The sequence below is a fragment of the Streptomyces sp. NPDC060031 genome (assembly GCF_042736805.1).
In the GTDB taxonomy this organism is placed as follows: Bacteria; Actinomycetota; Actinomycetes; order Streptomycetales; family Streptomycetaceae; genus Streptomyces.
In genome coordinates this window covers 111,027-133,088 of sequence record NZ_JBHWVM010000012.1, presented here as the reverse complement: position 1 = coordinate 133,088, position 22,062 = coordinate 111,027, and the positions used below count along the sequence as shown (strand labels likewise).

The window sequence follows — 22,062 nt, the reverse complement described above, 5'->3', positions numbered from 1 at the left end:
GACAGGTGCGTGATGCACCGGCCGGGGCTCCCGGCCGTTGCGGGCGGGTTCTGGGTGCGGGGGCCGAGGGGGTGCGGGAGGATGGGCCAGTCCGGGTACCCGGCCCCTGGAGGTGGCCGTGCGGCGGTTGATACGTATGCCTGCGGGCCTGGCCCTCGCCCTGGCGGTGGGGGTCCTGTGGTGGTGGGCCGTGCTGCGGCTCGTGCTGGAGCCCGCGGACTCCGGGCCCGTGGAGGGCGCCGTGGCGGTCGGCGGGTGGGGGCTGGGCCTGCTGCCGGTGCACTGCAGGCCGGGGCCGCCGGCGCGGTCGGGGGCGCGGTCGGGCGGCAGGTGGCGGGGGGCGGGTGCGGGGGGCGCCGGGGCAGCGGCTACCAGGGCATCGACACTCCACCGTTCGGGCGAAGGATCTGGCCCGTCATGAAGGACGAGGCGTCCGAGGCCAGGTAGAACACGGCCTGGGCGATGTCCTCGGGCTCGCCGACCCGGCGCAGTGGGGACATCCGGGTCATCGCCGCCTCCGTCTGCTCCTGGACCTCGGGGCCGTGGCGGCCGGTCATCGGGGTGCGGATCCAGCCCGGTGCGACCGCGTTGACGCGGATGCCGTGCGGTCCGGCCTCGGTGGCGAGGGTCTTCGTCAACTGGACGACGGCGGCCTTCGCGGCGCTGTAGCAGAGCAGGCCGGGCTGGGCGGCGTCCACGGCGCCCGAGGCCATGGTGACGATCGAACCGGGGCGGCCTGCGGCGATCATGGAGCGGGCGGCCTCCTGGCAGGTGCGCAGCACCCCCTTGAAGTTGATGTCGAGGATTCGGTCGAGGTCCTCGTCCGCCGTCTCCAGCACGCTGCTGGTGTGCATGACCCCGGCTATGGCGGCGGCGATGTCGAGCGGGCCGGCCGCCGTGACGGCTTCCCTGATCCCGGCCCGGTCGGTCACGTCGACGGTGTGGACGGTGGCGGCGCCGCCGGCCTTGGCGATCAGGGCGGCCGTTTCGGCGAGGCCCTGCTCGTCGCGGTCGGCGCAGTGCACGTGCGCGCCGGCTTCGGCGAGGAGTGCGGCGGTGGCGCGGCCGATGCCGCTGGCGGCGCCGGTGACGAGGGCGGTGCGGCCGGTGAGGTCGTACGCGGCGGCGGGTGTCGCGGTGGGTGTGGGCATGGCGGGACCGTACGGCCGTATCTGACGGACCGTCAACGGGTGGGTGGCTGTGGGCCGCGGAGTGCCGCCGCGGGCTACGGCGTCGGGCCGGACTGGCAGCGGGGGCACCAGTACGCGGGCCGGGCGTCCTGGGGAGCCTCGCGGACGGGGGTGCCGCAGCGCAGGCAGGGGCGGTGGACGCGGCCGTAGACGAAGAGGTCCTGGCCGCGGCGGCGGCTGCCGGTGGTGTTGCGGCGGGGGTACGGGCCGCCGATGTTCGCGGCGAGCAGGCGGTGAGCGGCGGCGGCCAGGCGCGGGAGCGCGGTCTGCGGGAGCGCGCCGACGGGGGTCCAGGGGGTGACCTGGGCGAGGAAGCAGAGCTCGCACTTGTAGATGTTGCCGATCCCGGCGAGGTTGCGCTGGTCGAGGAGGGCCTCACCGAGCGGGCGCTCGGGGGTGGCGGCGAGATTGGCCGCGGCCGTTTCGGGGTCCCAGTCCGGGCCGAGCAGGTCGGGGCCGAGGTGGCCGACGACCTTGGCCTCGTCGGCGGTGCGGATCAGTTCCAGGACGGGGAGGCGGTAGCCGACGGCGGTGTGCGTCTCGGTGCCGAGGATGGCGCGGATCTCGTGGGCGGGGCCGCCGTGCCACTTCGCTCCCGCGGGGAAGACGTGCCAGGCGCCGTCCATGCGGAGGTGGCTGTGGAGGGTGAGTCCCTCGGCGGCGGAGGTGGTGCCGGTGGCGTCGTCGGCGGCGGTGAAGCGGGCGAGGAGGTGTTTGCCGCGGGGGACGACGTTGAGGGTGGTGCGGGTGGTGAGGTCGACCGTGGCGAGGCGCGGGGTGCGGAGGTCTGAGCGGGTGAGGCGGTGGCCCGCCAGGGCGGCGTGGAGCCGGGCCGCTGCGCGCCAGACGCTGTCTCCTTCGGGCATGCCGTCATTGTCGCCCGGGCGGGGCCGACGGGGCAGCGGCCGGGGAGCGCTGCGCGGAGGCGGTCCCCGCCCCGCCCTTTCGCCGTTTCCCCGGGGCTCCGCCCCGGACCCCTGCCTGTGCGGCGCCGTTGCCGGGGGCCGGCCCCCCGGACCCCCGCGCCTCAAAATGCCGGCGAGGCTGATTCACGCCGGCGGGGTCAGGGGCGCAGGCGGAGGCCTCTGGGGGTGGCGTGGAAGCCGGCGGATTCCAAGGTTCGGCCCAGGGGGGACGTCAGGGAGGCGGCGGCGTTGATGCGTTCCACCGTGAGGGCGGGGAGGGTGCCTGCGCGGGAGGCGGTGGCCAGGGCCGTCACGGCGGCCGTCAGGCGGGGGTCGTCCGCCTCGGGCCAGGCCAGGAGGGTCTTGCCGCCGCGCTCCAGGTACAGGGTGAGCTCGCCGTCGACCAGGACGACCAGCGAGCCCGCCTTGCGGCCCGGCTTGTGGGAAGCGCCCGTCGGGGGCTCCGGCCAGGGCAGGGCCGCGCCGTACGCGTTCGCCGGGTCGGCGGCCGCCAGGACCACGGCCGCCAGCGGGGGTGGGGTCCGCTCGGCGGCGCGGAGCCGGTCCACCGCGCCGTCCATCGCGAACTGCGCCGCGCCCAGCCCCTCGACCACGTAGCCGCGGCGGGCCTGGCCGCTGTCCTCGAACGCGGAGAGGATCCGGTAGACCGCGCTGAAGCCGCCCTCGACCCCTTCGGCCGCCACGGCCCCGCGGGTGACGACGCCGTGGCGGTCCAGCAGGGTACGGGCCAGCGCGTGCGCCCGGTGGGTCGGGTCCGGGGCCGGGGACGGGAGCAGCGACCACCGCCCGGCGACCGTGGGCGGCCCGGTACGCGAGACGGTCGTGCTGAGCGTGCCGTAGCGGCCGCGGGGGATCGTGCGCCTGGCGCGGTGCGCGGTGGCGCCCGCGGTGCGGCCCGAGCCGAGCAGGGAGCGCAGCGGGGACAGGGTGTCGTTCGTCAGACGCCCCGACCAGGCCAGGTCCCACAGGGCCGAGGACAGGTCCAGTTCGGAGCTCTCCGGGTGGAGGGCGCGCACGAACTCGGTGATCTGGCGGAAGAACAGGCCGTAGCCGCCCGCGAGGGAATCCAGCACCGCCCGGTGGAGCGGGCTCAGCTCCAGCGGGTGCGCCGGGGGCAGCAGCAGCGGGGCCGCGTCCGCCAGGTAGAGGGAGACCCAGCCGTCCTTGCCCGGCAGGGCCCCCGCGCCGGCCCAGACCACCTCGCCGGAGGTGGTGAGCTCGTCCAGCAGGTTCGGGGAGTAGCCGGCGACCCGGGAGGGGAGGATCAGGCGCTCCAGCGCCGAGGCCGGCACCGGCGCGCCCTGGAGCTGCTCGACCGCGCGGGCCAGGCCGTCGATGCCGCGCAGCGCCCCGCCCAGGTGCTGCCACTGCGGGAGGAAGGTGGCCAGCGAGGTCGGCGGGACCGGCTCCAGCTCCTGGCGCAGCGCGGCCAGCGAGCGGCGGCGCAGCCTGCGCAGCACCGTCGTGTCGCACCACTCCTGGCCGATGCCCGCCGGATGGAACTCGCCCTGGACCACCCGCCCGGCCGCCGCCAGCCGGTGCAGCGCCCCGTCCGTCACCGCCGTGCCCAGGCCGAAGCGGGTGGCGACGGCGGTCGTGGTGAACGGCCCGTGGGTGCGCGCGTACCGGGCGAGGAGGTCGCCCAGCGGGTCCTTGACCGGCTCGGTGAACGCCTCCGGGACCCCCACGGGCAGGGCGGTGCCCAGCGCGTCCCGCAGCCGGCCCGCGTCCTCGATCGCCGCCCAGTGGTCGAGCCCGCCGATCCGGACCCGGACGGCCCGGCGGGCGTCGGCCAGCGCCTCGGCCCAGGACGGCTCCGCGCCGCGCGCGGCCAGCTCCCCGGGGGTCAGCGGGCCCAGCAGACGCAGCAGGTCGGCCACCGACTCGGCGTCCTTGGCCCGGCGGTCCTCGGTCAGCCACTGGAGCTCCCGCTCCAGCTCCTCCAGCACCTGCGCGTCGAGCAGCTCGCGCAGCTCCGCCTGGCCGAGCAGTTCGGCCAGCAGCCGGGAGTCCAGGGAGAGGGCCGCCGCCCTGCGCTCGGCGAGCGGCGAGTCGCCCTCGTAGAGGAACTGGGCGACGTAACCGAAGAGGAGGGAGCGGGCGAACGGGGAGGGCTCCGCGGTGGTGACCTCGACGAGGCGGACCCGGCGCGCCTCGATGTCGCCCATCAGCTCGGTCAGGCCGGGCACGTCGAAGACGTCCTGGAGGCATTCCCGTACGGCTTCCAGCACGATCGGGAACGAGCCGAACTCCGAGGCCACCTGGAGGAGCTGGGAGGCGCGCTGGCGCTGCTGCCACAGCGGGGTGCGCTTGCCCGGATTGCGGCGCGGCAGCAGCAGGGCGCGGGCGGCGCACTCGCGGAAGCGGGAGGCGAACAGCGCGGAGCCGCCCACCTGGTCGGTGACGATCTGGTTGATCTCGCCGTGGTCGAAGGCGACGTCCGCCGCGCCCAGCGGGGCCTGTTCGTCGTCGAACTCGAAGGTGGCCGTGTGGGCGGGGTCATGGTCGAGGAGGTCCATGGAGAGCAGGTCCGCATCCGGCAGGCGCAGCACGATGCCGTCATCGGCGTGCATCACCTGCGCGTCCATGCCGTACTTCTCGGAGAGCCGGGCGCTCAGCGCCAGCGCCCACGGGGCGTGCACCTGGGCGCCGAAGGGGGAGTGGACCACGACCCGCCAGTCTCCGAGCTCGTCGCGGAACCGCTCGACCACGATCGTCCGGTCGTCCGGGACGTGCCCGCAGGCCTCGCGCTGCTCGGTGAGGTACGCCAGTACGTTCTCCGCGGCCCAGGCGTCGAGGCCCGCCGCCAGCAGGCGCAGCCGGCCGTCCTCCTCGGAGAGGCCGCCGAGTTCGCGCAGGAACGCGCCGACCGCGCGGCCCAGTTCGAGCGGGCGGCCCAGCTGGTCGCCCTTCCAGAACGGCAGCCGGCCCGGGACTCCGGGGGCGGGGGTGACCAGGACCCGGTCGCGGGTGATGTCCTCGATGCGCCAGGAGGTGGTGCCCAGGGTGAACACGTCGCCCACGCGGGACTCGTAGACCATCTCCTCGTCCAGCTCGCCGACCCGGCCGCCGCCCTTCTTCGGGTCGGAGCCGGCGAGGAAGACGCCGAACAGCCCGCGGTCGGGGATGGTGCCGCCGGAGGTGACCGCGAGGCGCTGGGCGCCCGGCCGGCCGGTGATCGTGCCGGCCACGCGGTCCCACACCACCCGGGGTCTGAGCTCGGCGAACGCGTCCGACGGGTAGCGGCCCGCGAGCATGTCGAGCACCGCCGTGAACGCCGACTCCGGCAGCGCGGCGAAGGGCGCCGCCCGCCGGACCAGCGCGAGGAGGTCGTCCAGCTGCCAGGTGTCCATGGCGGTCATGGCGACGAGCTGCTGGGCGAGGACGTCGAGGGGGTTGGAGGGGATCCGCAGGGACTCGATCGAGCCGGTGCGCATCCGCTCGGTGACCACGGCCGCCTGGACGAGGTCGCCCCGGTACTTGGGGAAGACCACACCGGTGGAGACCGCGCCCACCTGGTGCCCGGCGCGGCCCACGCGCTGGAGCCCGGAGGCCACCGAGGGCGGGGACTCCACCTGGACCACGAGGTCCACCGCGCCCATGTCGATGCCCAGTTCGAGACTGGAGGTGGCGACCACGGCGGGCAGCCGGCCCGCCTTCAGGTCCTCCTCCACCAGCGCCCGCTGCTCCTTGGACACCGAGCCGTGGTGGGCGCGGGCCAGCAGCGGCGGGGCGCCTTGAGCCGCGCCGGACTGGGCCATGATCTCGGCCGGAGGCGCACCCTCGGGGAGTTTCTCGCCCATGGCCCGCTCGTACGCGATCTCGTTGAGCCGGTTGCAGAGCCGCTCCGCGAGCCGGCGGGAGTTGGCGAACACGATGGTGGAGCGGTGGGACTGCACCAGGTCCGCGATCCGCTCCTCCACATGCGGCCAGATGGAGGGCTTGTCGCCGCCCTCGCGGCCCTCGGTGGCCGGGGAGCCGCCCAACTCGCCCATGTCCTGCACCGGGACGACCACCGACAGGTCGAACTCCTTGGTCGACGGCGGCTGGACGATCTCCACCTTGCCGCGGGGCGCGAGGTACCGGGCCACCTCGTCGACGGGTCGGACCGTCGCCGACAGTCCGATCCGGCGGGCCGGGCGAGGCAGCAGCTCGTCCAGCCGCTCCAGGGAGAGGGCCAGGTGGGCGCCGCGCTTGGTCCCGGCGACCGCGTGCACCTCGTCCAGGATCACCGTCTCGATGCCCGAGAGGGCCTCGCGCGCGGCCGAGGTCAGCATCAGGAACAGCGACTCGGGAGTGGTGATCAGGATGTCCGGCGGGCGCGTGGACAGCGCCCGGCGCTCGGCGGGCGGGGTGTCACCGGAGCGGATCCCGACCCGGATCTCGGGCTCCGGTTGCCCGAGGCGCACCGACTCCTGCCGGATGCCGGTCAGCGGGCTGCGCAGATTGCGCTCCACGTCCACCGCCAGCGCCTTGAGGGGCGATACGTACAGCACCCGGCAGCGCTTCTTCGGCTCCGCGGGCGGCGGGGTCGAGGCCAGCTGGTCGAGGGCGGCCAGGAAGGCGGCCAGGGTCTTGCCGGAGCCGGTGGGCGCCACGACGAGCACGTCCGAGCCCTGCCCGATCGCCCGCCAGGCGCCCTCCTGCGCGGCGGTGGGCCTGTCGAAGGCCCCCGTGAACCAGGAGCGGGTCGCGGGGGAGAAGGAGTCGAGCGCGGTACCGGACATGCCCCCATCGTGCACCCGGCCACTGACAACCGGCCGGAACTGCGAGAACGCCCCTGCCGGGCGGGGCGCAGAATGGGGGGATGGGGACGGACGAGGGACGCCGGGAGTGGGCGCGGCACTGGCAGTACGCACAGCTGCCCGGACTGGACCTGCTGCGCGCCCATTACGTACGCCACACCTTCCCGCGCCACGCGCACGACGGGTACGTCATCGCGGCCGTCACCGGCGGCATCGAGGAGATCGGTCTCCCCGGCACCACCGTGCGGGCCGGGCCCGGCAGCGTGGTCCTGATCAACCCCGAGGTGCCGCACACCGCGCGCGCCGGCGCCCCCGAGGGCTGGGCGTACGCCACCCTCTACCCCTCCCGGGACCTGATCGCCGAGGTCGCCGCCGAGATCGGCGCCCCGCGCGGGACCCCCGGCTTCACCGCCGACATGGTCGCCGACCCGCAGGGCGCGCGGGCCATCGCCGAGGTCCACCGCGCCGCCGAGGCCGGGAACGCGCTGGCCGCCGACACGCTGCTGCGGGGCGTGGTGGCGCGGATGCTGAGCCGGCACGCGGGCCCGCTGCCCGCCCGTACGACACGGCGCGCGGGCGCCGCCGACGCCGAGCGGGCCCGGGCCGTACTGGAGGAGCGGATGGCCGCGCCGCCGTCGCTGGAGCGGCTCGCGGCGGAGCTGGGGACCAGCCCGTTCGCGCTGCTGCGGGCCTTCAGGGAGCGGTACGGGATGCCGCCGCACACCTGGCTGACCGACGCCCGGGTCCGGCGGGCGCGCCGGCTCCTGGCCACGGGCACCGCGCCCGCGGAGGCGGCCGTCGCCGTCGGCTTCACCGACCAGCCGCACCTGAACAGGCACTTCACCCGCATCGTGGGCGTCCCGCCGGGCGCCTACCGGCGGGAGCGGGCCGGCTAGGCCTTCTCTTTCGACCTGGGCCCCGCCCCACCGAGGCGCCGCCGCGCGCAAGAACGTACGCGCGCAAGAACGTACGCGCGCAAGAACGTACGCGCGCAAGAACGTACGCGCGCAAGAACGTACGCGCGCAAGAACGTACAAGACCCGGCCGCCCCGTCCTGCGTACGTTCGGGGCGTGGGAGAACATCAGATGGTGATACAGGAGGCCCCCGACGGGGCCGCCGCCGGGCGGCCGCGGGCTGCCGTCGTGCGGGACGCGCTCGGGGTCGGGGTGGCCGTCGGGCTGTCCGGTTTCGCGTTCGGGGTGACCGCCGCCGGGTCGGGGGTCAGTGCGCTACAGGCCTGCGTGCTGAGCCTGCTGGTCTTCACCGGCGCCTCGCAGTTCGCGCTGGTCGGGGCCCTGGCGGCGGGCGGGAATCCGTTCACCGCCGCCGCCGGGGCCTTCTTCCTCGGGACCCGCAACGCCTTCTACGGGCTGAGGCTGTCGCAGCTGCTCGCGCTGCCCCGCGCCGTGCGGCCCTTCGCCGCGCACTGGGTGATCGACGAGACCACCGCCGTGGCCCTCGCCCAGCCCGACCGGAAGTCGGCCCGGCTCGGCTTCACCGTCACCGGGCTGAGCCTCTACGTCCTGTGGAACCTGACCACCCTGCTGGGCGCGCTCGGCGCCGAAGCCATCGGGGACACCGCCGCGTGGGGGCTCGACGCCGCCGGGCCGGCCGTCTTCCTCGCGCTGCTCGCGCCGATGCTGAAGACCACCACCGAGCGGGCCGTGGCCGGGCTCGCGCTGGTCCTGGGGCTGGGATTCCTGCCCGTGCTGCCCGCCGGGGTGCCGGTGCTGATCGCCGCGCTGGCCGCGCCCGTCGTGCTGTGGATGAAGGGACGCCGCTCGTGAACGTCTGGATCGCCATCGCCATCACCGTCCTCGGCTGCTACGCCGTCAAGCTCGCCGGGCTGCTCGTGCCCGCCGGGGCGCTGGAACGGCCCGTGGTGCGCAAGCTCTCCGCGCTGCTGCCGGTCGCCCTGCTCGCCGCGCTCACCGCGCAGCAGACCTTCAGCACCGGGCACGAGCTCGTCCTCGACGCCCGCGCCGCCGGGCTCGCCGCCGCCGGGGTCGCGCTGCTGCTGCGGGCGCCGTTCCTGCTCGTGGTCGCTGCCGCCGTCGTGGTCACCGCTGGGGTACGGGCCCTGGGGGGCTGACCCCGGCTGCGCCGGCGGGCCCGGCGGCGCAGCCGGTCCCGGCAGCCACGGCTCCGGCCGGCAGGCGCCCGTACGCCCGCAGGGTCAGCAGCGCCTCCAGCGTGGCGATCGGCCGCCGCTCCAGCGAGCTGCCCGGCGCCCAGGCCCGGCGGCGCACCGGCCAGCCGCCGTCCGGCTGCTGCTCCGCGGCCAGGAAGTCCAGGGAACGGCCCAGCTCCGCGTCCGTGAACCAGCCGCGGGCCAGGGATTCGGGCCGCCGCGCGAAATCGTGCGGGAAGAGGTGCTCGCCGGGCGCGTAGCCGGCGGACACCGCGTGCTCCTCGCGCCGGCCCGGCTCCAGCACGGCCAGGCGCTGCTCGCGCACCAGCCGCCCCAGCCGGTCAGCGGCCGCCGCCGCGCGCGCCCGGTCGGGGACGCCGTCGAGAAAGGCCACCGCGCTCTGGACCTCGTACGGATGGGAGCGGCGCAGGTTCTCGACCCGGTCCCAGCAGAAGTCCGTCGCCCGGAACAGCCACGCGTGCCAGACCCGGTTGCGGTGCAGCACCCCGACGACCGGGCCGGTGGTCAGCAGTTCGCTCGGCGGGTCGTCGTGCACGGGGTGGTACGGGGCCGCGGGATAGCCGCGCGGGGCCGGGAAGACCACGGGCAGGGCGCCGTCCGCGGTGGAGACCCGGGTGAGGTGGCGGCAGAGCCTCTCGACGCGCTGACCGGCGCAGCGGCCCAGGCTGTCCAGGATGCGCAGGGCGTGCGCGGTGTGCAGGGGCTGGCTCAGCGGTCCGCGCAGGTCGGGGTCGAGCGCGTGCCCGTAGCCGCCGTCGCCGCCCAGGTACGCGCCGAGGGCGGTGTCCACCGGGTCGGCGTCCCCGCCGAGGAAGTGGAACGCGAACCGCCGCTGCTCCAGCACCCGGGCTGTGAGCCAGATGAACTGCTCGGCGCGGGCCAGCGGGGCCGGCGCGGCCGGTGGGGGAGCTTCGTCTCCAGGCATGCGAGAAACGTAGGGGCCCGTGGTGCGCCCACGCAGGAGGAACGGGGCGGGTGCACTCTCCGGGGCGGGATACTGGGGGCATGCGGTTGACGATTTTCTGGGAGCGTATGGCCGAGCACTTCGGCGCGGGCTACGCGGAATCCTTCGCGCGGGACCACGTCATGACGGAGCTCGGGGGACGCACCGTCCACGAGGCGCTGGACGCGGGCTGGGAGGCCAAGGACGTGTGGCGCGCGGTGTGTTCGGCGATGGACGTCCCGAGTTCGCTGCGCTGACCGGGGCCGGGCCGGGGCCGTGGGGGAGCGCCGCCGTGCGGTAAGGGCCCTGTCCGGGCAGGGCTTGAGCCACTGCTTCGCCGTCCGGGCCGCCGGTGGGCCAGACTTGGCGGCGTGGCAGCCACCGAAGACACGACCGACCAGCCCGCAGACGCCCATGGCGCGCCTCCGCCGCCCCGGCCGTTCGACACGGCAGGGGCCGCCGACCGCCCAGGGGCCACCGGGGCCACCGGCCCTGCTTGCCCCACCGGCCCAGGAGCTCCGGCCGGACCCGGGGGGACGCCGCCCGGCACCACCGCGGGGAACGAGGCGCGGATGCCGCGCTGGCTGCCGCGTGCGGTGGTCCTCGTCCTGGCGCTGATCGCCTGCTTCCAGCTCGGCAGCTGGGCCTTCCACCAGCTCATCGGGTTTCTCACCAACATCCTGATCGCGTTCTTCCTCGCGCTCGCGATCGAACCGGCCGTGGCCAGGATGGCGGCCCGCGGCATGCGCCGCGGGCTCGCCACCTTCCTGGTGTTCCTCGCGGTGTTCGTCGCGACCGCCGGCTTCCTCACCCTGCTCGGCTCGATGCTCGCCGGACAGATCGTCGACATGGTGGAGGGCTTCCCGCACACGCTCGACTCGGTGATCGACTCGATCAACAGGACCTTCCACACCGAGCTGTCCCGGCTGGAGATCCAGGACAGCATGCTGCACTCCGACTGGCTGCAGAAGTACGTGCAGAACAGCGCGAGCGGCGTGCTCGACGTGTCCGCCACCGTGCTGGGCGGGCTCTTCAAGCTGCTGACGATCGGGCTGTTCTCCTTCTACTTCGCCGCCGACGGGCCGCGGCTGCGGCGCGCACTGTGCTCCGTACTGCCGCCCGCGAAGCAGTCGGAGGTGCTGCGGGCATGGGAGATCGCCGTCGCCAAGACGGGCGGGTACCTCTACTCGCGCGGGCTGATGGCGCTGATCTCCGGCATCGCGCACTACATCGTCTTCGTGATCCTCGATGTGCCGTACGCGCCCGCGCTCGCGGTGTGGGTGGGGCTGGTGTCGCAGTTCATCCCCACCATCGGCACCTACCTGGCGGGCGCGCTGCCGATGCTGATCGCCTTCACGGTCAACCCCTGGTACGCGCTGTACGTGCTCGGATTCGTGGTGATCTACCAGCAGTTCGAGAACTACGTGCTGCAGCCCAAGCTGACATCGAAGACCGTCGACATCCATCCGGCGGTGGCCTTCGGGTCGGTCATCGCGGGCACCGCCCTGCTGGGCGCGGTCGGGGCGCTCATCGCGATCCCGGCCGTCGCCACGCTGCAGGCCTTCCTCGGCGCGTACGTGAAGCGGTACGAGCTCACGGGCGCGGCGGCCGAGGAGGCATCCGGTGCTACCCCTCGGCGCCGAGTACGGCTGCCAAGGCTTCGGTGACCGACGCCTCGACGGTCTCTTTGGCCACTCCGAGGCCGGTCAGCAGCCCGTCGCCGTCCTCGAGTTCGAGGATGCCGAGCAGGATGTGCTCGGTGCCGACGTAGCCGTGGCCCAGGCGCAGGGCCTCGCGGAAGGTGAGTTCGAGGACCTTCTTCGCGGAGGCGTCGAAGGGGATGAGGTCGGGGACCTCGGCGGCGGCCGGGGGGAGCGTGGCGGTCACGGCGGCCCGTACGTCCTCGGCGGTGATCCCCTGGGCGGCCAGGGCGAGGGCGGCGAGGCCCTCGGGCTCGGCCAGCAGGCCGAGGATCAGGTGACCGGTGCGGATCTCGGTGCCGCCGGCGGCGCGGGCCTCGTTCTGCGAGGTCATGACCACGTTGCGGGCGCGGGGGGTGAAGCGGCCGAAGCCCTGGTCGGGGTCGAGGCCGGGGTCGCCCTCCTTGTCCGCCTTGGGGACGAAGCGCTTCTGGGCGGCCTGGCGGGTGACGCCCATGCTGCGGCCGATGTCGGTCCAGGAGGCGCCGGAGCGGCGGGCCTGGTCGACGAAGTGGCCGATGAGGTGGTCGGCGACCTCACCGAGGTGCTCGGCGGCGACGACGGCGTCGCTGAGCTGCTCCAGGGTGTCGGTGTGGACCTTCTTGATGGCCTCGATGAGGTCGTCGAGGCGTACCGGGTTGGTCATGCGAACGGGTTCCACGGAAGGGTTCGTCATAGGTGCAACCCTAGGTTGACAGTCCCCAGGGTGTCAACCTTGGGTTGTCAGTCGGAGTGGATATAGGCGGCGGATGTGTGCGGTTCGTACACCTGGGGCCCATGAGTGTCGACGAGATCACCCGGCCGGGGCCCCGGCCGCGTACGCGCGTCCTGCGCGGGCGCGCTCCCGCACCCGCCCCGCCCGCCCGGATCACCGCCCTGCACAGCGGGGGCGTCGCGGCCGCGGCCCTGCTGACCCTGGTCGGCGTCGGCGCGCTGCTCCACGAGCCGGTGCTGGTCCCGCCCATCGCGGCCAGCGCGGCGATCGTGTACGGGGTGCCCGCGCTCCCGCTGGCCCAGCCGCGCAGCGTCATCGGCGGGCACCTGCTGTGCGCGGCGGTCGGCTACCTGGTGCTGGCGGCGCTGGGCGGCGCCGCGTGGGCGGCGGCCCTCGGGGCGGGCGTGGCCGTCGTCGTGATGACCCTTGCCCGGACCCCGCATTCCCCGGCGGCCGCGACCACCGTGGTGGTGGTCCTCCAGGCTCCGGACGCGCGGGTCTTCGTACCGCTGCTCACGGGGGCGGCGCTGGTGCTGGTGCTGGCCGGGATGGCGGCGTCCCGGACGCGGCGGGGTGCGGTGGCGTACCCGGCGTACTGGTGGTGACCCGTCAGAGGCCCGCGCCGCAGCCGGCGACGCTCGGGGGTTCGTGGAGGGCGGGGGGCTCCGGCCGGGGTGCGGGGCGGGGGCGGAGGTGGGCCGCGAGGGGGGCCAGGCCGTGGGCGGCGGCGGAGCCGAGCCCGTTGCGGGCGACGGCGGTCAGGGCGTACCGGGCCGCTGCGGGGGTCCCGGGCGGCAGCGGCGGGGCCCGCGTACCGTCGGCGGCGGCCTCGCGTCCCCGGCGGAGCCCGGCGGCGGTCGCGTGGCGGTGGGGGAGGACCGGCCCCGCGAGCAGGCTGAGCAGGCCCGTCACCACGCCGAGCGCCGTGAACGCGAGGAACGGGCGCAGGCCCGTGCCCTGCCCGGTGGCGGAGTCCGCGACGCACGCCGCGACGGTCGCCAGGACCGCGACCAGCAGGCACGCGGTCTGGCCCAGTTCGGCGTTCTCGGTCCGGCCGCGCCGCCGGGGGTCCACCGCAAGTCCGCGCCCGACCAGCGTCCGCTCGACTTCGACGGCGGCGGGGCAGTCGGCGACCCGGGCCTCGAACTCCCGCGCGTGCGGGTGTGGGGTACCGGCCAGCAGGGCGAGTGCGGCCGCTTGGACGGGGTCGGGGTGGGGATCGGGTTCGGGGTGGGGGTCGGGTTCGGGTTCGGGTGCGGTCTCAGGGGCGGGGTCGCCCGGTGGTCCACTGCTGCCGCGCCGGACCGCGGTGACCCGGCCGTCGTCGTCGCCGACCGTCAGGCGCCCGCCCAGGTACAGCGCGCAGAGGGCCACCTCGGCGACCCCGCGCCGGCCGCGGTCCAGGTACGCGGCCTCGTACAGGGCGAGCGGCCCGCTGTCGGCCCGCCGGTCCGGACGGTCCGGACGGTCCCGGGGGTAGAGGCGCCGGTACAGCCGCACCCGGGCGAGACTGGCGCCCAGCAGCGGCGCGCCCGCCCCCGCGAAGATGAAGACCCACACGCCCCGAGTCTGGCGGCCGTCCCCGGGCGGGGCAATGGCCGGACGCGACCTACGGCGTCCGCGCGAAGGAGCGGCGGTAGGAACGGGGCGGCACTCCCCGGCGGCGTACGAACTGTTCGCGCAGGACGGCCGCGCTCCCGTAGCCCACCCGGCGGGCGATCTCCTCGACCGGCAGGTCGGTGGTCTCCAGGAGCTCCTCGGCGCTGCTCAGCCGCAGGCCCCGGAGCCAGGCGTGCGGGGTGGTGCCGGTCGCGGCGGCGAAACGGCGGGCGAAGGAACGTTTGCTCATGACGGCGCGGCGGGCCAGTTCCGCGACGGGAAGCGGCTCGTGGAGGTGCGCGCGGGCCCAGTCCAGCACCTCGGCGAGGCGCTCGTCCTGGCAGTCCTCGGGGACGGGGGCGGCGAGGTACTGGGCCTGGCCGCCGTCCCGGTGCGACGGCAGCACCATGTCCCGCGCGACGGCGTTGGCCATCGCGGCTCCGTACTCCCGCCGCAGCAGGTGCAGACACAGGTCGAAGCCCGCGGCGGCCCCCGCGCCCGTGGTGATCCGCCCCTCGTCGACGTACAGCGCGTCGGGCTCGACGCTGACGGCCGGGTGGCGGCGGGCCAGCAGTTCGGCGAACCGCCAGTGGGTGGTGGCCCGGCGGCCGTCGAGCAGCCCGGCGGCGGCGAGCGCGAAGGTGCCGACGCAGTGGGCCGCGACCAGCGCGCCCCGCTCGTACGCGGCCGCCAGCGCGTCGAGCACGGCGGGGCCGGGGGGTGTGCGGAAGCCGGCCCACGGCAGGGCGATGACGAGATCGGCGGCGGCCAGCCGGTCCAGGCCGTGCGCGATCGTGAGCGGCACGCCGAGGTCGGTGGGGACCGGCCCGGGCCGGTCGGTGCACAGGGCGAAGTCGAAGCCCGGCAGCCCCTGCCCGTGCGGGCCGAAGACCTCGGTGACGATGCCGACGGCGAGCATGCCGACTCCGGGCGGGGCGTAGGCGGCGACGGTCGGGAAGGGCGGCACGCGTGCAGTCTGCCACGGCTGGCACGAATCCTGCGATCAGCGGCAGCAGTGCCACTCGTGAACGGCCGCCCCGCCCACGAGGATTGAGGACATGACAACGACCCGCACGACAGACGGCACGGCAGCCCGCACGACAGACGGCACGGCCGACGGCCTGACCGACGCACCGCTCGGCCGCAGCGCCGTGTACAAGGTCCTGACCACCGGCTACGTCGGCTCCACCGGCCCCGGAGTGGCCGCCACCGTCTCCTACGTCTCCGACGCCGGCCGGCACGTGATCTTCGATCCGGGCATGGTGGCGAGCCGAGAGGACATCCTCGGTCCGCTGGCCGAACTGGGCCTCGGCCCCGACGACATCACCGACGTGGTGCTCAGCCACCACCACCCGGACAACACCATGAACGTGGGCCTGTTCGGCCGGGCCCGGGTCCACGACCACAAGGTGGAGTACCGGGGCGACCAGTGGCGCAACCGCGATGCGGAGGGCTACGAGCTCACCCCGTCGCTACGGCTGATCCGCACCCCGGGGCACAGCGCCGAGGACATCACGCTGCTGGCGGGCACGGACGCGGGCGTGGTGGCGTTCGCCGGCGACCTGTGGTGGCACGCGGAGGGCCCGGCGGACGACCCGGTGGCCCCGGACCGCGAGGTCCTGCGCGCCTCCCGACTCCGGGTCCTGGCCGCCGCGACCCTGATCGTCCCGGGCCACGGCGCCCCGTTCCCGGCCGACGACAGGGCCCCGCGCTAGCCGCGGCGCCAGCGGTAGACCGATGCCGTAGGCAGGCCACCAGCGCTCCAGACCGGAGTCGCGGGCTAGTTGTTGAAGCCGCTGCACTCGGTCAGTTCGCCGCCCTGGCGGACCGTGTAGTCGGCGGGCGGCACGTTCATGACCTGGAAGCCGCCGTTCTGGGCGATGTCGACCGTCCCTCCGAAGCCGGCCGACCCGTATATGTAGGCCGGGCCCGGGGTGAAGCCGCCGCCGGAGAGGTGCACCTTTCCGTTGTCGAGGATGCCGGAGACCGAACAGGTCGCGGTCGGGACCGCGGCCGGTGAGGACTGGGGGACCGCCGCGAGGGCGGTGGGGGCAGCCACGAAGGAGGCCGCCACGAGGGGGCTGAGGACAAGCAGACGTGCGCGCCGGTTCATGAGTTTTCCTAACCGGGAGGAAACGGGAGGCCGCGGGCCGCACGCCCGGCTCCCCGGGCAGCCGCCGGTACCGTCCGGCACTGACGGCCCTGGCGACGCGCGGCGAGCGGGAGGCCGGCCCCTGACGGGGGCCGGGGACTCAAACCGAGAGCGGGGACCGCCTACCCATCGTCACCCCGCCCCTTCCTCGGTGCGACCGGGGGCCGGAGCACCTGCCACCCGCGTGGGGTGGGTGGGGCGCGCTTGACAGGAAAATCGAACACGCATTCTTATGGGTTATGCACAGCCGAACCGGGCGTGGGAGCGCATTGTCAGTGGCAGGCGTTAGCGTCAATGGCGTGAAGCGATCGACTCAAGCAAACCGGGTGGAACCCATGGCAGGCACCGACCGCGAGAAGGCTCTCGACGCCGCGCTCGCACAGATTGAACGGCAATTCGGCAAGGGCGCGGTGATGCGTCTCGGCGACAAGCCGAACGACCCCATCGACGTCATCCCCACCGGGTCGACCGCACTGGACATCGCCCTCGGCGTCGGCGGGCTCCCCCGCGGCCGTGTGGTCGAGGTGTACGGGCCGGAGTCCTCCGGTAAGACGACCCTGACCCTGCACGCCGTGGCCAACGCGCAGAAGGCCGGCGGCACCGTCGCCTTCGTGGACGCCGAGCACGCGCTCGACCCCGAGTACGCGAAGGCCCTCGGCGTAGACACCGACAACCTCATCCTGTCCCAGCCGGACACCGGCGAGCAGGCGCTCGAGATCGTGGACATGCTCGTCCGCTCCGGCGCGCTCGACCTCATCGTCATCGACTCCGTCGCGGCGCTCGTGCCGCGCGCGGAGATCGAGGGCGAGATGGGCGACTCGCACGTGGGTCTCCAGGCCCGCCTGATGAGCCAGGCGCTCCGGAAGATCACCGGTGCGCTCAACCAGTCCAAGACCACCGCGATCTTCATCAACCAGCTCCGCGAGAAGATCGGTGTGATGTTCGGCTCGCCGGAGACCACCACCGGTGGCCGCGCGCTGAAGTTCTACGCTTCGGTGCGCCTCGACATCCGCCGCATCGAGACCCTCAAGGACGGCACGGACGCGGTCGGCAACCGCACCCGCGTCAAGGTCGTCAAGAACAAGGTCGCGCCGCCCTTCAAGCAGGCCGAGTTCGACATCCTCTACGGCCACGGCATCAGCCGCGAGGGCGGCCTGATCGACATGGGCGTCGAGCACGGCTTCGTGCGCAAGGCCGGCGCCTGGTACACGTACGAGGGCGACCAGCTCGGCCAGGGCAAGGAGAACGCGCGGAAGTTCCTCTGCGACAACCCCGCCCTCTCCGACGAGATCGAGCGGAAGATCAAGGAGAAGCTGGGCGTGGGTGTCCGCAAGGATGCCGCGGCAGCCGCCGAGGCCGGTGCCGAGACGGCGGGCGCAGACGCCGTGCCCGCCGCCGTGCCCGCCCCCGCGTCGAAGGCCAAGACGACGGCCAAGGCCGCCGTGGCCAAGAGCTGACCCGTGCGGGAGCAGGAGAGGGGCGGCGGAGGCGGCCGTGAAGGCCGCCAGGAGCTGCCGCCCCAGAGTCCCGAGGAGCAGGCGCGGGCGATCTGTCTGCGCCTGCTCACCGGGATGCCGCGTACCCGGCGGCAGCTCGCGGACGCCCTGCACAAGCGGGGCATCCCCGAGGAGGTGTCGCAGGAGGTCCTCTCCCGGTACGAGGAGGTGGGCCTGATCGACGACGCCGCGTTCGCCGGGGCCTGGGTCGAGTCCCGCCACCGCGGCCGGGGCCTGGCCCGCCGGGCCCTCGCGCAGGAGCTGCGCACCAAGGGGGTGCACGCCACCCTCGTGGAGGAGGCCCTGGAACAGCTGGACTCCGAGCAGGAGGAGCAGACCGCCCGGGAGCTCGTTGAGCGCAAGCTCCGCGCCACCCGGGGCCTGGAGCGGGAGAAGCGGATCCGACGCCTCGCCGGAATGCTCGCCCGCAAGGGATACCCGGAGGGCATGGCTCTGCGCGTGGTCCGCCGCGCCCTGGAGGCGGAGGGCGAGGACACCGACGACCTGGGGTGACCGGTGACCGGTGACCAGGGCGGGGCAGCGGAAGGCGGTGCAGTGGAAGGTGGGGCAGCGGAAGCCCGCTGGTCGTACGCGGCGCCGCCGCGCTGCTCGCCGGGCCGCTGCGGCTGGCCGGTACGGGCGGCCACCCGGCCACCGCCAACCTGCGCGGCAACGCCACCCGGATGGCCTCCGCCGTCACCCCGATCGCCCCGCTGATCGGGATGACCTGCGCCGTGCTCTTCGCCACGCCGACGCTCGGGGACGCGGCCCGGGCGCAGGCCCGCCAGGGAGTCACGGCCGACTGGGCGCTGGCCGGGCAGGGGCCCGGGGTGAGCTCCAGCGCCGCCGAAGCGATCCGCCGGACCCCCGGGGTCACCGCGGCCACCGAGATCGTGCACACCCCTCGGTGCGGGTGGGGCTGACCAAGTACGCCGCGCAGGGCGTGACCCCGGCCGGCCTGACCCGGACGTGGGACCCGGCCGTGACCGGCGGGAGCCTGGCGGGCCTCGGGGACCTGACGCTGCCGCACGCGCTGGTCGCCGCGCACGTGGACCACCCGCTGGCCGCCAACGTGCTGGTGGCGGCCGAACCGGGCACCGGGCGCGAGCAGTTGACGGACGCGGTGCGGGGCTTCCCGGGCGTTCGGGTGCTGAGCGCGCACGACGCGGACCGGGCGCGTCCCGAGCGGCAGGCCGCCGGGGCGACACGGCGGCAGGTGCGGGGGATGCTGCGCGCCGAGGCGGTGTCGGTACTGCTGATGGGGACCGTACCGGGCTCGGGGATCGCGCCGGCCGTCCTCACCGCCTTCAGCGTCGGGATGACGGGCCCGGCCGCACCGGCGGTGATGCCGGTCGCGTACGCGCTGGTCGTGGGGGTGGCGGGGCTGCTGGTCCTGACGGCGACCGCCCTGCCGGGGCGGGTCGCGCTGCGGGTACCTCCGGTGGACGTGGCGACGTCGAAGGCATAGGGGCAGGTAATGGGCCCGGGGTACGGAGCGCTGCTCCGTACCCCGGGCCCGTGTGTCAGGAAGCCCCGGTCGTCGGGAGGCTGGCGGACTTCCAGGCCTGGAAGCCGCCCACCAGGTCCGTGGCGTTGTGCAGGCCCAGGGCGTGGAGGGAGGCCGCGGCCAGGGAGGAGGCGTAGCCCTCGTTGCAGATCACCACCACCTGGATGTCGTGGCTCGTGGCCTGCGGGACGCGGTGCGAGCCCTGCGGGTCGAGTCGCCACTCCAACTCGTTGCGCTCGATGACCAGCGCGCCCGGGATCAGGCCGTCGCGCTCGCGCAGCGCCTGGTAGCGGATGTCCACCAGCAGCGCACCCGCCCGGGAGGCCGCCTCGGCCTGCTCCGCGGCCAGGCGGGTGTAGCCGGCCCGGATCCGCTCCAGCAGGTCGTCGATGCCGATCGGGGCGCTCACTGCCAGTCCGCCGGGCGCTCGACGTGCTCCAGCCTGAGCACCGGGCCGGTGCGGCTGTAGCGGCGGATCAGCGGGAGCGGCGGGTGGTACGCGTGCACCGAGACCGCGTGTTCGGACGGGGACTCGTTCAGCACCTCGTGCACGTGGTGCTCGCCGAAGGCCCGGCCGGTGCCCGCGTCCAGGCTGCGGGTGCGGTCCAGGTCGGGGGCCAGCTCCAGGGACTGCCAGCCCTCCGAGGGGAGGCGGGCGGCGAGGGAGCGCTCGGTCAGGCGCCCCCGCGCGGTGGTGAACGCGCCCCGCGACTCGGCGTGGTCGTGCCAGCCGGTCCCGGTGCCCGGGGGCCAGCCGATCAGCCAGGCCTCACTGCCGCCGGGCCCGTCCAGCCGGATCCAGGTCCGGCCCTCCGGGTCGAGGGGGAGCGAGGCGATGAGCTCGGCGTCGGAGGCCACGCGCCGGGTGAAGGCGAGGAGTTCGGCCGCCGTGACGGGGGCCGAGGGCGCAGGAGCGGGCGCTGGGGCCGCGGGCGCAGGGGCGTGCGTGGGTGCAGACATGGAGTGGACCGTCCTGGGGGTTCGCGAAAGTGCGCGCGGAGCGCGGAGGGAGGCGAATCAGCAGGAAGGGCGACACACGCAGCCCGCGTAGCGGAGCAGGTCCATGTGGACCCTCCGCCACAGGCGCACGTCGTTGCCGGTCATGTCCGCTAGGGAACCACGACTCGGCTGGAGGGTCAATCGATCACCGGTGCAGGTGCCGGCTTCGGTGCGGGCGTCGCCGCCCCCGGGAGGGCTCCCAGCGGAGGGCCGTGCCGTACGGCGTCCGCGGCCTCGTAGAGCTCCGCCGGGCGGACCCCCGCGAAGGTCGCGGCCAGGTGCCCGTCCGGCCGTACGAGGAGCACGGTGTGCGCGGGGGCCCCCGGGTAGCCGTCCGCGACCAGCAGTTCCGCCCGGGCCGGGAGCGCGCTGACGGCCGCCGCGAGCCGGGGCATCAGGCCGGCGCCCAGCCAGTGCCGCCGGTCCCAGACGCCGGTGCCGGGGGCGACGAGGACGACCAGCAGCCGGCCCCGCCCCAGCTGGTCGCGCAGGGGCACGGTCGAGCCGTCGGGCGCGGTCACCGGGACGTTCGCCACCGGGCCGCCCGGCTCGGTGGCCGTCGGGACCTCGCGTACGGCCACGGGCGGCGCGTAGGTCGGCTCGGCGCCCAGCGGACCGCGGCCCAAGTGCCCGTCGGTGATCAGGAGTTCCCCGGAACGGGCGGCTCCGGGCAGGTACGTGCGCAGGCCCCCGCCGGCGCGCAGTGCGGGCATCGCCTGGTCGGCGGCGCGCAGCCGGGCCGCCACCGCCCTGCGGCGCTCGTCCTCGTAGCTGTCGAGCAGGGCCTCGGAGGCTCCCTGGTGCCAGGCGAGGGCCAGCTTCCAGGCGAGGTTCTCCGCGTCCCGGAGCCCCTCCTCGACGCCCTGGGTCCCGAGCGCGCCCAGCAGGTGCGCCGCGTCCCCGGCGAGGAAGGCGCGGCCGTCGCGCCAGCGCCGGGCGAGCCGGTGGTGCAGGGTGTGGACGCCGGTGTCGAGGAGGTCGTACGGGGGAGTCGTGCCCCCGCACCACAGCCCGAGGGTGTCGCGGATGAGGTTGACCAGCGCGTCGGGGGTGACGAGCTCCCCCCGCGGCGCGAGCAGCCAGTCCAGCCGCCAGACGCCGTCGGGCAGCGGCCGGGCGGTGACCTCGCCGACGCCCCCCGCCTGGCCGCGGTGCAGCAGGGCCTCGCCGGGCCAGGGCAGTTCGGTGCGCAGCGCGGCCACGGCGTGCCGCTCCACCGCGGTGCGGCCGGGGAAGCGGATGCCGAGGAGCTTGCGCACGGTGGAGCGGGCCCCGTCGCAGCCGACCAGGTAACTCCCGCGCCACCAGGTGGTCTCGGCGCCGCGGGTGTGGACGGTGACGCAGTGGCCGTCCTGTTCCAGGGAGTCGAGCTTGCTGTCGGTGACGAGCTGGATCAGAGGGTGGACGAGGGCCGCGTCGCGCAGCCCGCGCGTCAGGGCGTGCTGGGGCAGGTGGAGGGGGGCGGGCCCGTCCTCGAAGGTGATCCGCTGGGAGTCGCGCCCGCGCCGCATCGTGCGCCAGGCGGCGAAGTACGCGCTCTCGTACCGCAGGGTCGTACAGCCCAGCCGGTGGGCCATGGTGGCGGTGTCGGCGTGCAGGACGACGGTACGGGCGGTCCGGGGCTCGTCCTTGCCGGGCCCTTCGTCGAGCACGACGCAGGGCACGCCCTGGCCGGCCAGGGCGAGGGACATGGACAGTCCGACGGGCCCCGCGCCGACGACGATCACCGGGTCCATGATGCGGCTCCCGATGTCCGGTATGTGATCACAGAACGTATGCAACCCACTGGAGGTGCCTGCGTCAAGTGACGCCGGTCCGGACAAGGCTGTGTGGTGGGGGGGGGGGGGGTGGCCCGCCGCCCCCCGGAACCCGCCGGGTATGTGCAAAAGTCAGAGCGCGGGCACGGCGGCGGGGGTGGCCGCGCCCCCCACCAGAGA

23 protein-coding genes are annotated in these 22,062 nt (G+C 75.0%); 11 read left to right on the top strand and 12 right to left on the bottom strand.

Annotated features, from left to right (window positions below; all coding sequences use genetic code 11):
• Positions 1–368 precede the first annotated feature (368 nt).
• From ACFWB8_RS08070 to ACFWB8_RS08060, 3 genes are all read right to left on the bottom strand, one after another.
• A complete protein-coding gene (locus ACFWB8_RS08070; RefSeq protein ID WP_385223650.1) occupies positions 369–1,151 on the bottom strand; it encodes an SDR family NAD(P)-dependent oxidoreductase in 783 nt (260 codons plus the stop codon).
• Positions 1,152–1,225: 74 nt separating this feature from the next.
• Positions 1,226–2,056, bottom strand: coding sequence for a DNA-formamidopyrimidine glycosylase family protein (locus ACFWB8_RS08065; protein ID WP_385223649.1), 831 nt, complete (start codon positions 2,054–2,056; stop codon positions 1,226–1,228).
• A 197-nt stretch (positions 2,057–2,253) separates the two neighbouring features.
• The gene (locus tag ACFWB8_RS08060) at positions 2,254–6,843 is read right to left on the bottom strand and encodes an ATP-dependent helicase (protein ID WP_385223648.1); all 4,590 of its coding nucleotides are present in this window, start codon (positions 6,841–6,843) and stop codon (positions 2,254–2,256) included.
• An 80-nt stretch (positions 6,844–6,923) separates the two neighbouring features.
• Here ACFWB8_RS08060 and ACFWB8_RS08055 point away from each other — a divergent pair, with 80 nt between their 5' ends.
• The 3 genes from ACFWB8_RS08055 to ACFWB8_RS08045 all read left to right on the top strand — a co-directional run bounded on the left by ACFWB8_RS08055 (position 6,924) and on the right by ACFWB8_RS08045 (position 8,954).
• Positions 6,924–7,757, top strand: a complete 834-nt coding sequence (locus ACFWB8_RS08055; RefSeq protein WP_385223647.1) for an AraC family transcriptional regulator — start codon at positions 6,924–6,926, stop codon at positions 7,755–7,757.
• A gap of 190 nt (positions 7,758–7,947) precedes the next feature.
• Entirely contained in the window at positions 7,948–8,649 is a 702-nt protein-coding gene (locus tag ACFWB8_RS08050) for an AzlC family ABC transporter permease (protein WP_385223646.1), read from the top strand.
• On the top strand, positions 8,646–8,954 hold the full coding sequence (locus ACFWB8_RS08045; RefSeq protein ID WP_385223645.1) for an AzlD domain-containing protein: 309 nt from the start codon (positions 8,646–8,648) through the stop codon (positions 8,952–8,954). Before ACFWB8_RS08050 ends, ACFWB8_RS08045 begins: the two co-directional genes overlap by 4 nt.
• Here the strand turns inward: ACFWB8_RS08045 and ACFWB8_RS08040 are convergent.
• Positions 8,923–9,939, bottom strand: coding sequence for a hypothetical protein (locus tag ACFWB8_RS08040; protein ID WP_385223644.1), 1,017 nt, complete (start codon positions 9,937–9,939; stop codon positions 8,923–8,925). The two genes, ACFWB8_RS08045 and ACFWB8_RS08040, sit on opposite strands and share 32 nt — an antisense overlap.
• An 80-nt stretch (positions 9,940–10,019) precedes the next feature.
• Here ACFWB8_RS08040 and ACFWB8_RS08035 point away from each other — a divergent pair, with 80 nt between their 5' ends.
• Positions 10,020–10,214 carry a DUF3046 domain-containing protein gene (locus tag ACFWB8_RS08035; protein ID WP_385223643.1) on the top strand — a complete coding sequence of 65 codons (195 nt, stop codon included), beginning with the start codon at positions 10,020–10,022 and terminating at the stop codon, positions 10,212–10,214.
• 315 nt (positions 10,215–10,529) lie between these two features.
• Positions 10,530–11,624, top strand: a complete 1,095-nt coding sequence (locus ACFWB8_RS08030) for an AI-2E family transporter (protein ID WP_385223642.1) — start codon at positions 10,530–10,532, stop codon at positions 11,622–11,624.
• On the opposite strand, the gene ACFWB8_RS08025 is transcribed toward ACFWB8_RS08030, so the two are convergent.
• The gene (locus tag ACFWB8_RS08025) at positions 11,584–12,333 is read right to left on the bottom strand and encodes a Clp protease N-terminal domain-containing protein (RefSeq protein ID WP_385223641.1); all 750 of its coding nucleotides are present in this window, start codon (positions 12,331–12,333) and stop codon (positions 11,584–11,586) included. The genes ACFWB8_RS08030 and ACFWB8_RS08025 overlap by 41 nt on opposite strands.
• 101 nt (positions 12,334–12,434) lie before the next feature.
• Between ACFWB8_RS08025 and ACFWB8_RS08020 the strand changes: the two genes are divergently transcribed.
• Entirely contained in the window at positions 12,435–12,977 is a 543-nt protein-coding gene (locus ACFWB8_RS08020; protein WP_385223640.1) for an HPP family protein, read from the top strand.
• Positions 12,978–12,981: 4 nt separating this feature from the next.
• On the opposite strand, the gene ACFWB8_RS08015 is transcribed toward ACFWB8_RS08020, so the two are convergent.
• Together ACFWB8_RS08015 and ACFWB8_RS08010 are read right to left on the bottom strand one after the other, a co-directional pair.
• The gene (locus ACFWB8_RS08015) at positions 12,982–13,932 is read right to left on the bottom strand and encodes a TIGR04222 domain-containing membrane protein (RefSeq protein WP_385223639.1); all 951 of its coding nucleotides are present in this window, start codon (positions 13,930–13,932) and stop codon (positions 12,982–12,984) included.
• Between the two features lie 49 nt (positions 13,933–13,981).
• A complete protein-coding gene (locus ACFWB8_RS08010; protein ID WP_385223656.1) occupies positions 13,982–14,890 on the bottom strand; it encodes a GlxA family transcriptional regulator in 909 nt (302 codons plus the stop codon).
• Between the two features lie 202 nt (positions 14,891–15,092).
• Between ACFWB8_RS08010 and ACFWB8_RS08005 the strand changes: the two genes are divergently transcribed.
• The gene (locus ACFWB8_RS08005) at positions 15,093–15,686 is read left to right on the top strand and encodes an MBL fold metallo-hydrolase (protein WP_385223655.1); all 594 of its coding nucleotides are present in this window, start codon (positions 15,093–15,095) and stop codon (positions 15,684–15,686) included.
• A 65-nt stretch (positions 15,687–15,751) separates the two neighbouring features.
• Here ACFWB8_RS08005 and ACFWB8_RS08000 read toward each other — a convergent pair whose 3' ends face one another.
• The gene (locus ACFWB8_RS08000; protein ID WP_385223638.1) at positions 15,752–16,084 is read right to left on the bottom strand and encodes a hypothetical protein; all 333 of its coding nucleotides are present in this window, start codon (positions 16,082–16,084) and stop codon (positions 15,752–15,754) included.
• Positions 16,085–16,458: 374 nt separating this feature from the next.
• On the opposite strand from ACFWB8_RS08000, the gene recA reads away from it, so the two are divergent.
• The 4 genes from recA (at position 16,459) to ACFWB8_RS07980 (ending at position 19,087) form a co-directional block, all read left to right on the top strand.
• A complete protein-coding gene (gene recA, locus ACFWB8_RS07995) occupies positions 16,459–17,580 on the top strand; it encodes a recombinase RecA (RefSeq protein ID WP_385223637.1) in 1,122 nt (373 codons plus the stop codon).
• Positions 17,581–17,583: 3 nt separating this feature from the next.
• Positions 17,584–18,132 carry a recombination regulator RecX gene (gene recX / locus ACFWB8_RS07990; RefSeq protein WP_385223636.1) on the top strand — a complete coding sequence of 183 codons (549 nt, stop codon included), beginning with the start codon at positions 17,584–17,586 and terminating at the stop codon, positions 18,130–18,132.
• Positions 18,133–18,302: 170 nt separating this feature from the next.
• Positions 18,303–18,542, top strand: a complete 240-nt coding sequence (locus ACFWB8_RS07985; RefSeq protein WP_385223635.1) for a hypothetical protein — start codon at positions 18,303–18,305, stop codon at positions 18,540–18,542.
• Positions 18,533–19,087: an FtsX-like permease family protein gene (locus tag ACFWB8_RS07980; protein ID WP_385223634.1), complete on the top strand. Its 555-nt coding sequence runs from the start codon at positions 18,533–18,535 to the stop codon at positions 19,085–19,087. Before ACFWB8_RS07985 ends, ACFWB8_RS07980 begins: the two co-directional genes overlap by 10 nt.
• A 55-nt stretch (positions 19,088–19,142) precedes the next feature.
• On the opposite strand, the gene ACFWB8_RS07975 is transcribed toward ACFWB8_RS07980, so the two are convergent.
• From ACFWB8_RS07975 to ACFWB8_RS07960, 4 genes are read right to left on the bottom strand one after another with little or no spacing between them, the layout of a single operon-like run.
• Positions 19,143–19,535 carry a rhodanese-like domain-containing protein gene (locus ACFWB8_RS07975; RefSeq protein ID WP_385223633.1) on the bottom strand — a complete coding sequence of 131 codons (393 nt, stop codon included), beginning with the start codon at positions 19,533–19,535 and terminating at the stop codon, positions 19,143–19,145.
• Positions 19,532–20,086: a cysteine dioxygenase gene (locus ACFWB8_RS07970; RefSeq protein WP_385223632.1), complete on the bottom strand. Its 555-nt coding sequence runs from the start codon at positions 20,084–20,086 to the stop codon at positions 19,532–19,534. Before ACFWB8_RS07970 ends, ACFWB8_RS07975 begins: the two co-directional genes overlap by 4 nt.
• A 57-nt stretch (positions 20,087–20,143) precedes the next feature.
• Positions 20,144–20,230 carry a putative leader peptide gene (locus tag ACFWB8_RS07965; protein ID WP_311318651.1) on the bottom strand — a complete coding sequence of 29 codons (87 nt, stop codon included), beginning with the start codon at positions 20,228–20,230 and terminating at the stop codon, positions 20,144–20,146.
• Positions 20,231–20,262: 32 nt separating this feature from the next.
• Positions 20,263–21,861 (bottom strand): FAD-dependent monooxygenase, encoded by a 1,599-nt coding sequence (locus tag ACFWB8_RS07960; RefSeq protein WP_385223631.1) that lies wholly within the window; start codon positions 21,859–21,861, stop codon positions 20,263–20,265.
• Between the last annotated feature and the right edge of the window lie 201 nt (positions 21,862–22,062).